Source organism: Burkholderia sp. USMB20 (genome assembly GCF_000949135.2).
In the GTDB taxonomy this organism is placed as follows: domain Bacteria; phylum Pseudomonadota; class Gammaproteobacteria; order Burkholderiales; family Burkholderiaceae; genus Burkholderia.
In genome coordinates, this window is the sequence record NZ_JTAN02000005.1 from 355,126 (window position 1) to 368,789 (window position 13,664).

Genomic DNA, 13,664 nt, shown 5'->3' on the forward strand with positions numbered 1-13,664 from the left:
GTTGCCGACAGGCATCAAAATCAGTAGTCGATGAGCTGATGCTCGCGCAAATACGCGAGGATCACTTGTGCTTTTTCGACTGAACTCCCTTCATTTACGACGTTGCCGCCGCGGCTTTCGGTCGTGGTCGCGGACAGCATCCGGGCATGCCCCGAGCGCTTCTCGGCGGCGACCAGCTTTACGGGTTTACGCTCGATCGGGCCGACCTTCCAGGCCGCCGCATCGGCGTCCGCGCCGGTCGACGTGAGTGCCGGGCGGATCGCGCCGGCGCGCAGCCGCGCATACGCGTAGCGCGGCGCCACGTTGGCGAGCGGATGGACCGCGACGACGGCCGGCAGCGCCGCGTCGACGCGCCGCCGCAGCCCTTTCGGCAAGAATTGCCGGACCGCCGCGCGCCCGCCGTCGACCGTCACGTCGACGGCCGAGCCGACGAGCGGATAGCCGAGCGCCGCGGCGACGCGATACGGCAGCATCCCGGTGTCGTACGCGCCCTCGGCGCGCGTGCCGGTCAGCACGAGGTCGTAGCCTTCGACGCGCGCGGCGAGCGCATGCGCGGCGTCGTCGCCGTCGTGGCAGGCCAGCACCTCGACCTGCCGCGCGCCGAGCGCGAGGTATTCAGCAAGCGCTTCATTCGCGGGATCGCCCGCATGGATCACGTCGAGCTGCGCGCGATGCCGCTCCGCGAGCTGGCGGCCGACCTCGAGCGCGGCCGCGTCGTTGCGGCTGTAGCGCGCGGTGCCGCTGACGGGGTGCCGGCCGACGGACACGAGCACCGCGATGCGTTGCAACTGGCGGGGGGCGTTCATGCTGCGACTCCTTCGGTTTCACGCGAGCCGACCGCGGCCGGCGATTGTCCGCGCGACGCGCGCGCGACCTGCACCTGTTCGATCAGCGCGGCGATCGTCGCCTGCGCGTCGCCCACCACCGTCAGGTTCGCGCGCTTCGCGATCGGCGCGCTGCCGTCGAGGTTCACCGCGATCACGTGACGGCAGTCCTTGATCCCCTGCAAGTGCTGAACCGCGCCCGAGATGCCGAACGCGATGTACACGCTCGCCTCGACCGTCTTGCCGGTCGCGCCCACCTGCTTGTCGCGCGTGAAGTGACCGTTGTCGACCGCGACGCGGCTCGCGCCGATCGCCGCGCCGAACGCGCCGGCCAGTTGCTCGAACGCGCCGATGTCGGACACGCCGTTGCCGGCCGACACGATGAAGTCGGCTTCCTCCAGCGCGACCTGCGCCGCGTCGATTTCCTCGAGGCCGAGATCGCGGTACGGCTGCGCCGCGTCGCCGGCCGGGCGGATGAAGTCGGCCGCCAGGCGCTCGCCCGCGCCGACGAACGGCAGTTTCGCCTCGACCGCGTTCTGCGCGAGCAGGATCACGTCGGGCAGCCCGCGCGTCGCGAACGCGCGGCCGGCCTGCGCATACGCGCCGACATGCTTCGCGTCGATCTCGACCACGTGGGTCGCGACGCTCGCGCCGGCGGCCGCCGCGTACCGCCGGCCGAGATCGCCGTCGCCGGTCGCGTTGTCGGGCACGAACACGTGCTTCGGCGCGAGCGCCGCGGCGCATGCCTGCAAGGCTTGCAATTCGCTTTCGGGCGCAAACGCGCGACGGTCGAAGTCGGCCAGCTCGATCAGCTTGTCGACGCCGAGTTCGGCGGCGTCATCCTTCAGTTCGCCGAATGCCAGCAGCGCGACTTCCGTCTGCGCGTCGGCGAGCACCGCGGCGGCGGCGATCGCCTGCCGCGCATGATCGTCGAGCGCGCCGCGCTCGGCGTGCGCCACCACCAGCATCACGTGCTTCGGGTCCTGCACCGCGCGGCGCGGCTTCGCGGCCGCGGCGCCGTGGCCGTGCGCGGACCACTGCGCGGCGCTCGCATCGGCGCTGCCTTCCTCGCCGAGCGTGATGCGCTTCAGGCCCGCGGCCGTGATGATGAACGGCCGGCGCGGATCGATTCGTTTGATCGGGTTCATCGATTCACTCCAGCGAAGCGGCAACGAGTTCGGCCACGTCGAGCACGTCGGGGCGCGGGCCCACGACGCCTTCGAGCATCGCCGTGCAGTTCGGGCATCCGACCGCGACCACGTCCGCGCCGATCGCGCGCGCGTCGGCGATGCGGATGTCGGGAATACGCTGCTTGCCCGGGATATCGGTCAGCGGCGCACCGCCGCCACCGCCGCAGCAGCGCCCGCGCATGCCGTTGCGCTCCATCTCGACGACCTGGATGCCGATCGTCTTCAGCAGCTTGCGCGGCGATTCCGTCTCGCCGTTGTAGCGGCCGAGATAGCACGGGTCGTGATACGTGGTGCGCTTCTCGCGCAGCGACTCGACAGCCTTCGGCGCGATCTTGCCGCTGTCGGCCAGCTCCGCGAGGTAGGTCGTGTGATGCTTGACCGTCACGCGCAGCCCGAGCGCGCGGTATTCGTTGCGCAGGCTGTGCATCACGTGCGGGTCGGCCGTCACGATCTGCTTGTACGACAGCGAGCCGAGCGTGCCGATCAGGCGCTTCGCCATCTGCTGGAACGTCGCTTCGTCGCCGAGGCGGCGTGCGACGTCGCCGGTGTCGGTCTCGGTCCCGCCGAGTACCGCGTAGTCGACGCCCGCCTTGTTCAGCACCTTGACGAACGCGCGCAGCGTGCGCTGGTAACGCATGTCGAACGCGCCTTCACCCGCGACGAAGAGCACGTCGACCGGCTTGCCCGGTTGCGCGACCGGCGCGTTCAGGTCGACCGACCAGTCGTAGCGCGCAGCCGTGTCGTAGCCGCCCATCGTGCCGGTCTCGCGCAGGTTCGCGAGCACTTCCTGGCCCTTGCCCGGCACCGTGCCGTGCACCAGCGTGCGGTTGCGGCGCATGTCGACGATCGCGTCGACGTGCTCGATCAGCATCGGGCACTCCTGCACGCATGCGCGGCAGGTGGTGCACGACCACAGCGTCTGCTCCTCGATCAGGCCCGACACGATCGGGCCGTTCGGCTCGCCGCGATGCTGGCCGACCGCGAGGCCCGGCGTCGGGCTGCCGGCGTATGCGGCATCGGTGCCGCCCGCCATCCCGACGACGAGATCCTGGATCAGTTTCTTCGGGTTCAGCGGCTGGCCCGATGCGAACGCGGGGCACGCGGCTTCGCACTTGCCGCACTGCACGCACGCATCGAAGCTCAGCAGCTGGTTCCAGCGGAATTCGACCGGCTTCGCGACGCCATACTCCTCGTGCTCGATGTCCGGCAGCTTCAGCGCGGTCGGCGGCGTGGCCGTGCCGTTGCCCGTGAACGATTCACGGGTGGCCGCGAAACGCTCCTGGCGCGGGTGGAACGCAAGGTGCAGCAGGCCGGCGATCGCGTGCTTCATCGGGCCGCCCTTCGCGGCGCCGACGGTCATCGTGAAGGCGCCGGCGCCGATCAGCAGCGCGCAGAGCACCGCGAACGCACCCGACATCGCGCCGGTCGGCACGACCATGAACAGCACGAGGCCGAGCGCGAACGAGCCGAGCAGCCAGGGCAGCGCGTTCCACGGGCCGCGCGACAGGCGCGCCGGCACGTCCTTCGCCGCGCGGCGGCGCCAGACGAACACCACGCCGACGAGCATCGCGAGCGCCGCGAGGAAGATCAGCTTGTCGAGCCACGGCGAGTAGATCGCGAGGCCGTAGTTGACGAACACCAGCGCGAGCGCGGCGATCGCGCCGCCGGCGGTCGCGACGTGGGTCTTCGCGATGTACGGATCGCGGGCGACCACGTGGTGCAGGTCGACGAAGTAGCGCTTCGGGATCGTGAACAGGTTCGCGATGCCGAACGAGCCGGGCGCCGTCGCGCGCCCGAGACGCCAGTAGGACGAGCGCTTCGCGACCGCGAACGCGAGCCCCGCCACCGACAGCCACAGCAGTGCGGTAATGAGGAAAGCCGGATTCATTTTTTAGAAATCCTTGACGAGGCGCAGCGAGTCGTAGATCGCACCGTGGACGTTGTGCATCGAGATGCAGTCGCCGACACGGAACAGCAGGAAGCGGCCGTTGCCCAGTTCTTCCGACAGGCACGGCTGCGGCTCGGCCGCGAACAGCGTGTGCGGATCGATCTGGCCGCGGTTCACCGACTCCGGCTTGAGCTTCCAGTACAGCTCGTCGTTCGGCGACGAACCGTTCTCGATCACGACCTGGTCGACCGCGCGCTCTTCCAGCTCCTCGGTGTATTCGTTGCGCAGCACGGCGATGATCTTGCCGTCTTCCTCGTACACGCGATCGAGCATCGTGTTCGGCGTCGGGATCACGCCGAGCGCATACAGGCGGCGATAGAAGATCGGGAACGTCGTGCCGCCGCAATCGTCGGCCACCTTCACGTCGGGCGTCACGACCTCGACCTTCGAGCCGCGGCTCGCCATGAAGTCGGCCACGCCGGCGCCCGCATGCGTGCTCACGCCGTCGAACAGCAGCACGTTCTGCTTCGGCTCGACCTTGCCGGTCAGGATGTCCCACGAGCTGACCGCGAGACCTTCGGCCACGCCCCACGCCGGCACCTGCCACGTGAAGCTCGAACCGCCGGTCGCGAGCACGACGATGTCCGGCTTCTCGGCCATGATCATCTTCTCGTCGGCGGCGACGCCGAGGCGCCGGTCGACGCCGAGACGCTTGGTTTCCATGTCGAACCAGCGGATGATCCCCGACATCTGTTCGCGCTGCGGCGCCTTCGCGGCGATCATCACCTGGCCGCCGACTTCGGCGTTCTTCTCGAACAGCACGACGTCGTGGCCGCGCAGCTTCGCGACGCGTGCGGCCTCGAGCCCCGCGGGGCCCGCGCCGACCACCACCACCTTGCGCTTCGGGCCGCGCGACTTCTCGATGATGTGCGGCATCGTCGCTTCGCGCGACGTCGCGGCGTTCTGGATGCACAGCACGTCGAGGCCGTTGTACTGGCGGTCGATGCAGTAGTTCGCGCCGACGCACTGCTTGATTTCGTCCTCGCGGCCGTCGCGGATCTTGATCACCATGTGCGGATCGGCGATCTGCGCGCGCGTCATGCCGACCAGGTCGATCATGCCGTTCGCGAGCAGGCGCTCGGCCTGGCCCGCGTCGCGAATGCTCTGTGCGTGCATCACGGGAATCTTCACCACCGACTTGATGCCGGCCGCGAGGTGCACGAACGGCTCCGGCGGCAGCGCCATCGGCGGCATGCAGTTCGCGATCGTGTTGTGCGTGTCGCCGCCCGAGCCGACCACGCTCAGGTAGTCGATCAGGCCCGTCTCCGACATCGCCTGCGCGATTTCCTTCAGCGCTTCGTGATCGAGACCGTCCTCGTGGAATTCGTCGCCGCACATCCGCAGGCCGACGCAGAAGTCCTTGCCGACCGCTTCGCGCACGGCCGTCAGCACTTCGATGCCGAAGCGCAGACGGTTCTCGAGGCTGCCGCCCCATTCGTCGGTGCGGTGGTTCGAACGCTTGCTCCAGAACTGGTCGATCAGGTGCTGGTGCGCGGCGGAGATTTCGATGCCGTCCATGCCGGCTGCCTTCACGCGCTTCGCGGCGGCCGCGAAGTCGCCGATGATGCGGCGGATTTCCTCGATCTCGATGATCTTCGCGTTACCGCGGTGCACCGGCTCGCGCACGCCCGACGGCGACATCAGGTGCGGCCAGTGCTCGCCGTGGAACGACGAGCGGCGGCCCATGTGCGTCGCCTGGATCATGATCTTCGCGCCGTGCTTGTGCATCGTGTCGGCGAGACGCGTGAGCGGGTCGATGATCTTGTCGTTCGACAGGTTCACCGACTTCCACCAGCCCTGCGGGCTGTCGATCGACACGGGGCTCGAGCCGCCGCAGATCGCGAGGCCGACGCCACCCTTCGCCTTCTCTTCGTAGTAGCGGATGTAGCGGTCGCCCGGCAGGCCGCCCGGCTCGGCATACACCTCCGCGTGCGCGGTGCTGACGATCCGGTTGCGCAGCGTCAGCTGGTTCAGCTGCATGGGTTTGAACAGGTGGGGATAACGCATCGCAGGCGACCTCTGGCGTTCGAATGTCTCGTGTTGCGGGTGTTGTTTGTTGCTGTGTCGTGGGGTCGGCGCGTCAGTGCGCGATCGGCGACACTTCGAAGACGCAGTGATCGTGGTGCTCGGCCGCACACTGCACTTCCTTCGACTGCGCGCGCGGCGCGCCCTTGCCTTCCGGCGTCGTGTCGTTGACCCAGTCCATCGCGCCGGCGAACCAGCCCGCGAACATGTAGCAGAGCTTGCCTTCCTTGCCCGGCTGCTGGAGCACGAACGACGAGTGGCGCAGCTCGATCTTCGCGCGTGCGCTGGCCGGATCGGCCTCGATGATCGAGAACAGGCCCCAGCCGCGTTGCGACAGGCGCTTCAGGTAGTGCTCGAACACCGCCATGCCGGTGAGGCCGTGCAGCTTCGCTTCCTTGTCGCACCAGTGATACGCGGACTTGTAGCCGGCCTTGTAGAGGATCTCGGCATACGCCTCGACGCCGAGCGCTTCCTCGACGGCGACGTGGTTGTTCGTGAAGAAGTGGCGCGGCACGTACAGCATCGGCAGCGCGTCGGTGGTCCAGACGCCGGTATCGGGATCGACGTTGATCGGCAGTTGCGGTTGCATCGTGGTGACTCCGTGAGGAAAATTGGCCGCGCGGCTCAGGCGCAGGCACGACATCGTCCGCGTGCCCGCGCGACAGGCGCCGGCACGTCCCGATTGTTCTAGTGTTGAATCGCGGGTGGCGGTTCGGCTCGGCAGGCGCTTACGCGCCCCACACGTCCTTGAACACGCGCACCCAGTTCTCGCCCATGATCTTGCGGATGCGCGACTCCTTCCAGCCGTGGCGTTCCATCGCCGCGGTCAGGTTCGGGAATTCGCCGATCGTGCGGATGCCGTCCGGGTTGATCACCTTGCCGAAGTTCGTCAGCTGGCGATAGCGGCCCTTGTCATGCGTCAGCATGTCGAAGAATTCTTTCGCGAAATCCTGCGTGAAGTCCGTGCCGATGCCGACCGCGTCTTCGCCGATCAGGTTCACGACGTAGTCGATCGCCTCGATGTAGTCGTCGATGTTCGCCTCGATGCCGCGCTTCAGGAACGGCGCGAACATCGTCACGCCGACGAAGCCGCCGGCGTCGGCGATTTCCTTCAACTGCGCGTCGCTCTTGTTGCGCGGATGTTCCTTCAGGCCCGACGGCAGGCAGTGCGAGTAGCACACCGGCTTCTTCGAGAACGCGATCGCTTCCGACGACGTGTTGCCGCCCACATGCGACAGGTCGACCATGATGCCGACGCGGTTCATTTCGGTGATCACTTCGCGGCCGAAGTCCGACAGGCCGCCGTCGCGCTCGTAGCAGCCGGTGCCGACCAGGTTCTGCGTGTTGTAGCAGAGCTGCACGACGCGCACGCCCATGTCGGCGAACGCCTCGATGTAGCCGAGGTTGTCCTCGAACGCATGCGCGTTCTGGAAGCCGAGGATGATCCCCGTCTTGCCTTCCTTCTTCGCGCGGAAGATGTCGTCGGTCGTGCGCACCAGCGTCAGCAGTTCGCCGTTCTCGCGGATCTTCTGCTTCATCACGCCGATGTTGTCGACGGTCTTGGTGAAGTTCTCCCACACCGATACCGTGCAGTTCGCGGCCGTGATGCCGCCCTTGCGCATGTCCTCGAACACCGGCTTCTCGAACTTCGAGATGTTCAGTCCGTCGATGATGATGCTGTCCTGATGCAGCGTGCTCATATCTGCCTCTCGCTCCAGTCTCTGCTGTATGTGGGGTCGTCGATCAGTAAATCGGGAAGCGCTCGCAAAGCGCGAAAATCTCGCGGCGCACGCGCTGTTCGGTCGCGTGGTCGCCTTCGGGGTTCGCGCGCAGCGCGTCGAACACCTCGAGAATCAGGCGGCCGACTTCGCGGAACTCCGCGACGCCGAAGCCGCGCGTCGTGCCGGCCGGCGTGCCGAGACGGATGCCCGACGTGACGGTCGGCTTCTCGGTGTCGAACGGAATGCCGTTCTTGTTGCAGGTGATGCCCGCGCGCTCAAGCGCCTGCTCGACCGGCGCGCCCTTCAGGCCCTTCGGGCGCAGGTCGACCAGCAGCAGGTGGTTGTCGGTGCCGCCGGTGACGAGGTCGACGCCGCCCGCCTTCAGCACTTCGCCGAGGGCCTGCGCGTTCGCGAGCACGTTGTCGATGTAGGTCTTGAAGTCCGCATGCAGCACTTCGCCGAACGCGACGGCCTTGCCGGCGATCACGTGCATCAGCGGGCCGCCCTGCAGGCCGGGGAACACGGCCGAGTTGATCTTCTTCGCGATCTCTTCGTCGTTGGTCAGCACGAAGCCGCCGCGCGGGCCGCGCAGCGTCTTGTGCGTGGTCGACGTGACGACGTGCGCGTGCTCGACCGGATTCGCATGGCGGCCGGCGGCGATCACGCCCGCGATGTGCGCCATGTCGACCATCAGCTTCGCGCCGACGCTGTCGGCGATCGCACGGAAGCGGGCGAAGTCCAGCGCGCGCGGATATGCCGAGAAGCCGGCGATGATCAGGCTCGGCTTGTGCTCGTGCGCGAGTGCCTCGACCTGGTCGTAGTCGATCCGCATCGTGTCGCGGTTCACGCCGTACTGCACGGCGTTGAACCACTTGCCCGACAGCGCCGGCTTCGCGCCGTGCGTCAGGTGGCCGCCGGCGTCCAGCGACATGCCGAGCACCGTGTCGCCCGGCTTCGCGAGCGCGAGCATCACCGAACCGTTCGCCTGCGCGCCCGAGTGCGGCTGCACGTTCGCATAGCCGGCGTTGAAGATCTGCTTCACGCGCTCGATCGCCAGCGCCTCCACCTCGTCCGCGAACTCGCAGCCGCCGTAGTAACGCTTGCCCGGATAGCCTTCCGCATACTTGTTGGTCAGCACCGAACCCTGGGCCTCCAGCACCGCGCGCGACACGATGTTTTCCGACGCGATCAGCTCGACCTGCGACTGCTGGCGCTCGAGCTCCTTCAGGATGGCGCTGCGCACCGGCGCGTCGCGCTCGGCGAGGGGCTGCGAGAAGAAAGGCTGGGTGTTCGACATAGTGCGTCCGTGACGAAGAATAAAGGGCGTGAAACCGAAGCTCGAGGCCCGCCGTACCTGGGTTTCCAGCGCATCCAGTGCAAGGCTGCCGACGGCTCTATTCTTGTCGTTCGGATTTTCGACGGATTGATGAATTTAGACGCGTTCTTTACCTTTTCCGCCATGCGCGTCCGTTTTGTACAAGTGACCGGTCGTGCTTTTTGGGATGACCAGGCAAGCCGGCGTGTGCAGTGAATTCGCGATTCACCGATGGACAGGCACTTCGCCGGTGCCTGTGCTGTGCTTCCCGGGTGCAGCGCGGCCCGCTTACGGTGCAGTGCAGCATCCGCCCCGCGCCCATACAACGTATGGAGCTAGGGTTTAGCCGTATGGCACGGTTGTTGCGCTCGCTCCCACAATACGGCAGCCCGATCCGTGCCTCGGGCTAAAAGCTATTAGAGATTCAAGGAACGCTCCCCATGTCGCCCGACCGCACAGCGTCGCTGTCCCACTTCGCGTTCATGCCTTTACCGAACTTCACGATGATCGCGTTCACCAATGCGATCGAGGTGCTTCGGATGGCGAACTACCTGAGCGGCCAGCCGCTCTACCGCTGGTCGATCATCAGCCCGGACGGCGGCCCGGTCACGGCGAGCAATGGCCTCACGGTCGACACGGGCCCGGCCGAGTGCGTCGGGCAGCCGGATATCGTATTCGTGTGCGGCGGCGTCGACGTGCAGCGCGCGACCACGCCCGCCCATCTGTCGACGCTGCGCCGCTTCGCGCGTTCGGGCATTCCGCTCGGCAGCCTGTGCACGGGCACCTATGCGCTCGCGAAGTCGGGGCTGCTCGCGGGCTACGCGTGCGCGATCCACTGGGAAAACATGTCGGCGCTGAAGGAAGAGTTTCCGGACACGCGCTTCCTGAAGGAACTGTTCGTGGTCGACCGCGATCGCATCACGTGCACGGGCGGCGTCGCGCCGCTCGACATGATGCTGAACCTGATCGCCGCGCGGATAGGCACGCCGCGCGTCACGCAGATCGCCGAGCAGTTCATCGTCGAACACGTGCGCGACACGAGCGCGCAACAGCGAATGCCGCTCGTCGCGCGGCTCGGCTCGGCGAACAAGTCGCTGTTCGAAGTGATTTCGCTGATGGAGAACAACATCGAGGAACCGCTGTCGCGCGAGGAGCTCGCGCGGCTCGCGAACATGTCGCAGCGGCAGCTGCAGCGCCTGTTCCGCGAACACCTCGGGATGACGCCCACGCACTATTACCTGACGCTGCGGCTGCGCCGCGCACGCGAGCTGCTGCTGCAGACCGACATGTCGATCATGCACATCACGATGGCGTGCGGCTTCCAGTCGGCGTGCCACTTCAGCAAGAGCTATCGCGATGCGTTCGGCGTCGCGCCGACGCGCGAACGCCGCAAGCAGGTCGCGCCGCTCGCGCAGGGCGCGGCGGCATCCGCGCCGGCGTTTCCGGCGCATGTGATTCATGCGTGACGCACGAGTCGCGCGATAAAAAAAAGCGGCCTCGAAGGCCGCTTTTTGCTGGTGCTTACGATCCCCACACCTGCATTTCGTCGAGCGAGTACCCCCACTGCGTCGCCCGCTTCGTACCGAGCATCCGCACGTAACGCCCCTGCGCATTCAGGTTCGGCAACGTGACGTGACCGTACGACACGCCGTTGTTCGTCGAGTAGACCGTCGTCCAGTTCGCGTTGTCGTTCGACGTCTGGATCTGGTACACGAGCGCGCCCGCGTCCCAGTAGAGATCGACGCTGCTGATCTTCTTCACCGCGCCGAGATCGACGGAGATCCATTGCGGATCGACGCCCGCGCCTTCCGGCGAATCCCAGCGCGTGCTGGTCGTGTTGCCGTCGAACGCCTTGTCCGCCGTCAGCGATGTGTTGTAGCTCGCCGACGCGGCAGCCGGCCGCCCTTGCGACAGCAGCGTCGGCTGCGCGGCGGCCGGGCCGCCGTAGTAGCTCGAGCCGAGCTTCGCCTTGGTCGTGTCCGCGTTCACGCCGAACTGCGACAGGCTCCAGCGCTGGCCGGTCGTCACGTCGCCGACGTAGAGCTGGTAGCCGCCCGCCGTCGTCGACGAGAAGAACACGTAGTTCGTGCCGGTCACCGGCGCCGGATCCGAGTTGTTGCTCACGCAGTCGTTGATCGGCAGCGCGTTCGGCGTCGATGCCGGGTCCGCGGTCTTCGTGTAGATCTGGTCCGCGCCGCCGCTATCCTTCCAGCGTGCATAGAACACCATGCCGTCGCCGCGTACGATCGGATAGTAGGTCTGCAGACCGGCCGGATGATCGAACGTGGCGGTCGCGCCGGTCGCGATCGTGCGCTTCATCAGCCCCATGTTCGAGCCGGTGCCCGTCGCGTAGTAGACGGCGCTCGCGTCCGGCGCGAGGAACGGCATCGAGTATTCGGCGCCGGCCGGTGCGTTCGTCAGGCTCACGACCGACGTGAACACCGGGCCCGCGCTCGTGTACGACAGCGTGCCCTGCTTCACGTCGCCGTTCTGCTTGAACACGAGCGTCTTGCCGTCGGCGCTGAATTTCGGATCTTCGTTGCGCGTCGCGCCGGTGCTGTTCGTCAGGTTGACGGGCGGCGTGCCGGCGCCGAGCTGCAGCATGAACACGTTCCATGCGCCGTTGCTGATGCCCATGAACGCGAGCCACTTGCCGTCGGGGCTGAACACGCCGTTCATCGGATCGGTGATGCCCCAGCTGCTCTTGCTCAGCTGCGTGAGCGTATGGGCCGAAAAATCGTACAGGAACAGCTGGCTCGTGCCGTCGCCGTAGTTGACGTAGCTGTGATAGACGAGCTTGCCGGTCAGCGCCGCGGGAAACGACGCGTTGGATTGAGTCGGAGGATTGCTGATGCAGGCCGCTTCGGCGGCACCACTGGACAGGTTGAGAGCGATGCCGGCCACGAGGCCCGCAGCGAGGAACTTCGATTTCACGCTGATTGCTTCCGGGAAAGGTAGGGACGGAGCGGCCCGGGTCCCGCACACGGTGCACGGGGTTCACGGGTCCGCCATCGGAGGGCGCGAACTCGGTATCGATCACGCATCGGGAATGAAACTTGCGCAGAATGCCTGCTCGCTCGTCTGAAGAAAAGGCTCAAAGTGAGTCGAAAACAACCGGATCAGCGACAGGCGCATCAGCGTTTGAGGGCGGGATTGAACGCGGCGGAGGCCGTGCTACTCTTTTTTCACGACGGCCGCGATCGGCCGGAGGGCAGGCATGAAGCGTTATGCGGCGCTGGCTCAGACGATTGGCGACGCGATCCGGCGTGGCGACCTCGGGCCCGGCGCGCGTATCCCGACCGTGCGCGCAGCGTGCCGCGCTTACCGTGTAAGTCCATCCACCGTGTTTCGCGCGTACTACAAGCTCGAAAGCGAGGGCCTGATCACCGCGCGTGCGCGCTCCGGATATTTCGTTGCGAACCTGGATGACAAGCGCGTGCGCGCGGGTCACGACACCCCGCGCAAACCGGCTGCGCCGCAGGCCGGCGACAACGATGTGCTGTTCCGCTTGCTCGACTCGCTCAAATTCGACGACATCGTGCCGCTGGGTTCCGCATTCGCGAGCTATTCGCTGTTTCCGATGAGCAGCCTGTGGCGGTATGCGGCGGCGGCGGCCCGCAACATGGACCGCGCGAAACTGCTGGCCGGACTGCCGCCCGGCCATGAAGCGCTGCGCCGCCAGATCGCACTGCGCTACCTGAACGCGGGCGCGTCATTGCCGATGGAAGAGATCGTCATCACGACCGGCGCGGCCGAAGCGCTGACGCTGAGCCTGCAGGCGCTCACGCGCCCCGGCGACATCGTCGCGATCGAACGTCCGGCCTACCACGCGGTACTGCAGGCCGTGCGGCGGCTGCATCTGAAGGCCATCGAAATTCCGGTGGATCCGCGCACCGGCCTCGATCTCGATGCGCTCGCCGACGCGCTCGACACGCATCCGGTGCGCGCCTGCTGGTTCATGACCTCGTTCCACAACCCGACCGGCGCGACGCTGCCCGACGAGCGCAAGCGCGCGCTGATCGACCTGCTCGCGTCGCACCGCGTGCCGCTGATCGAGGACGACGTGTTCGGCGAACTGCACTTCGGCCCGACGCCCACGCGGCCCGCGAAGCTGTACGACGAAAGCGGGCTGGTGCTGCATTGCGGTTCGTTCTCGAAGTGCCTCGCCCCCGGTTTCCGGGTCGGCTGGGTCGCGGCCGGACGCTACGTGAAGCAGATCAGGCAGGTGAAGAACGCGAGCGCGCCGGCGGCCGACGTGCCCGCGCAGATGGCTGTATCCCGCTACCTGCTCAACGGCGCGTACGACCGCTTCCTGCGCAGGCTCCGCCGCAACCTGGCGGCGCACCAGGCACAGATGCTGGCGGCCGTCCGCGCGTACTTCCCGCCCGACACGGCGGTGCATGCCCCGCGCGGCGGGTATTTCCTGTGGATCGAATTGCCGCCGCACGTGGATGCGATGCGGTTGTTCGGCGACGCGATGAAAAACGGCGTCAGCCTCGCGCCCGGGCCGATTTTTTCCATGACGGGCGCCTTTCACCGCTACGTCCGGCTGAACTACGGCCGGCCGTGGACCCCTGCCGTCGAGGACGCGATGCAGACCCTCGGGACGCTCGCGCGGCGGCAACGACAGACGAGGTAGCA

At 67.1% G+C, this 13,664-nt stretch carries 11 protein-coding genes; 3 read left to right on the forward strand and 8 right to left on the reverse strand.

What is annotated here, in order from left to right; all coding sequences use genetic code 11:
* Positions 1-20 precede the first annotated feature (20 nt).
* From PL79_RS09480 to PL79_RS09510, 7 genes are all read right to left on the reverse strand, one after another.
* Positions 21-806 (reverse strand): electron transfer flavoprotein subunit beta/FixA family protein, encoded by a 786-nt coding sequence (locus PL79_RS09480; RefSeq protein WP_044844358.1) that lies wholly within the window; start codon positions 804-806, stop codon positions 21-23.
* Complete coding sequence (locus PL79_RS09485; RefSeq protein ID WP_044844359.1) at positions 803-1,972, reverse strand: electron transfer flavoprotein subunit alpha/FixB family protein; 1,170 nt, start codon at positions 1,970-1,972, stop codon at positions 803-805. Before PL79_RS09485 ends, PL79_RS09480 begins: the two co-directional genes overlap by 4 nt.
* Positions 1,973-1,976: 4 nt before the next feature.
* Positions 1,977-3,902: a (Fe-S)-binding protein gene (locus PL79_RS09490; RefSeq protein WP_044844360.1), complete on the reverse strand. Its 1,926-nt coding sequence runs from the start codon at positions 3,900-3,902 to the stop codon at positions 1,977-1,979.
* A gap of 3 nt (positions 3,903-3,905) precedes the next feature.
* On the reverse strand, positions 3,906-5,969 hold the full coding sequence (locus tag PL79_RS09495; protein WP_044844361.1) for an NADH:flavin oxidoreductase: 2,064 nt from the start codon (positions 5,967-5,969) through the stop codon (positions 3,906-3,908).
* 73 nt (positions 5,970-6,042) lie between these two features.
* A complete protein-coding gene (locus PL79_RS09500) occupies positions 6,043-6,576 on the reverse strand; it encodes a DUF5943 domain-containing protein (protein ID WP_006488993.1) in 534 nt (177 codons plus the stop codon).
* 139 nt (positions 6,577-6,715) lie between these two features.
* The gene (locus tag PL79_RS09505) at positions 6,716-7,687 is read right to left on the reverse strand and encodes a dipeptidase (protein ID WP_044844362.1); all 972 of its coding nucleotides are present in this window, start codon (positions 7,685-7,687) and stop codon (positions 6,716-6,718) included.
* A 43-nt stretch (positions 7,688-7,730) separates the two neighbouring features.
* On the reverse strand, positions 7,731-9,005 hold the full coding sequence (locus PL79_RS09510) for a serine hydroxymethyltransferase (RefSeq protein WP_044844363.1): 1,275 nt from the start codon (positions 9,003-9,005) through the stop codon (positions 7,731-7,733).
* A gap of 9 nt (positions 9,006-9,014) precedes the next feature.
* Between PL79_RS09510 and PL79_RS09515 the strand changes: the two genes are divergently transcribed.
* On the forward strand, positions 9,015-9,239 hold the full coding sequence (locus tag PL79_RS09515) for a hypothetical protein (protein ID WP_082088477.1): 225 nt from the start codon (positions 9,015-9,017) through the stop codon (positions 9,237-9,239).
* 224 nt (positions 9,240-9,463) lie between these two features.
* Positions 9,464-10,489, forward strand: coding sequence for a GlxA family transcriptional regulator (locus PL79_RS09520; protein ID WP_044844364.1), 1,026 nt, complete (start codon positions 9,464-9,466; stop codon positions 10,487-10,489).
* Between the two features lie 55 nt (positions 10,490-10,544).
* Here PL79_RS09520 and PL79_RS09525 read toward each other — a convergent pair whose 3' ends face one another.
* Complete coding sequence (locus PL79_RS09525; RefSeq protein ID WP_044844365.1) at positions 10,545-11,957, reverse strand: discoidin domain-containing protein; 1,413 nt, start codon at positions 11,955-11,957, stop codon at positions 10,545-10,547.
* Between the two features lie 283 nt (positions 11,958-12,240).
* Between PL79_RS09525 and PL79_RS09530 the strand changes: the two genes are divergently transcribed.
* A complete protein-coding gene (locus PL79_RS09530) occupies positions 12,241-13,662 on the forward strand; it encodes an aminotransferase-like domain-containing protein (protein WP_044844366.1) in 1,422 nt (473 codons plus the stop codon).
* The last annotated feature ends 2 nt before the right edge of the window (positions 13,663-13,664 follow it).

Bases quoted from the DNA above. Each gene is read 5' to 3' on its own strand.
- PL79_RS09485 (WP_044844359.1), bottom strand. From the start codon at position 1,972: ATGAACCCGATCAAACGAATCGATCCGCGCCGGCCGTTCATCATCACG.
- PL79_RS09505 (WP_044844362.1), bottom strand. From the start codon at position 7,687: ATGAGCACGCTGCATCAGGACAGCATCATCATCGACGGACTGAACATC.
- PL79_RS09500 (WP_006488993.1), bottom strand. From the start codon at position 6,576: ATGCAACCGCAACTGCCGATCAACGTCGATCCCGATACCGGCGTCTGG.
- PL79_RS09510 (WP_044844363.1), bottom strand. From the start codon at position 9,005: ATGTCGAACACCCAGCCTTTCTTCTCGCAGCCCCTCGCCGAGCGCGAC.
- PL79_RS09520 (WP_044844364.1), top strand. From the start codon at position 9,464: ATGTCGCCCGACCGCACAGCGTCGCTGTCCCACTTCGCGTTCATGCCT.
- PL79_RS09495 (WP_044844361.1), bottom strand. From the start codon at position 5,969: ATGCGTTATCCCCACCTGTTCAAACCCATGCAGCTGAACCAGCTGACG.
- PL79_RS09530 (WP_044844366.1), top strand. From the start codon at position 12,241: ATGAAGCGTTATGCGGCGCTGGCTCAGACGATTGGCGACGCGATCCGG.
- PL79_RS09480 (WP_044844358.1), bottom strand. From the start codon at position 806: ATGAACGCCCCCCGCCAGTTGCAACGCATCGCGGTGCTCGTGTCCGTC.
- PL79_RS09490 (WP_044844360.1), bottom strand. From the start codon at position 3,902: ATGAATCCGGCTTTCCTCATTACCGCACTGCTGTGGCTGTCGGTGGCG.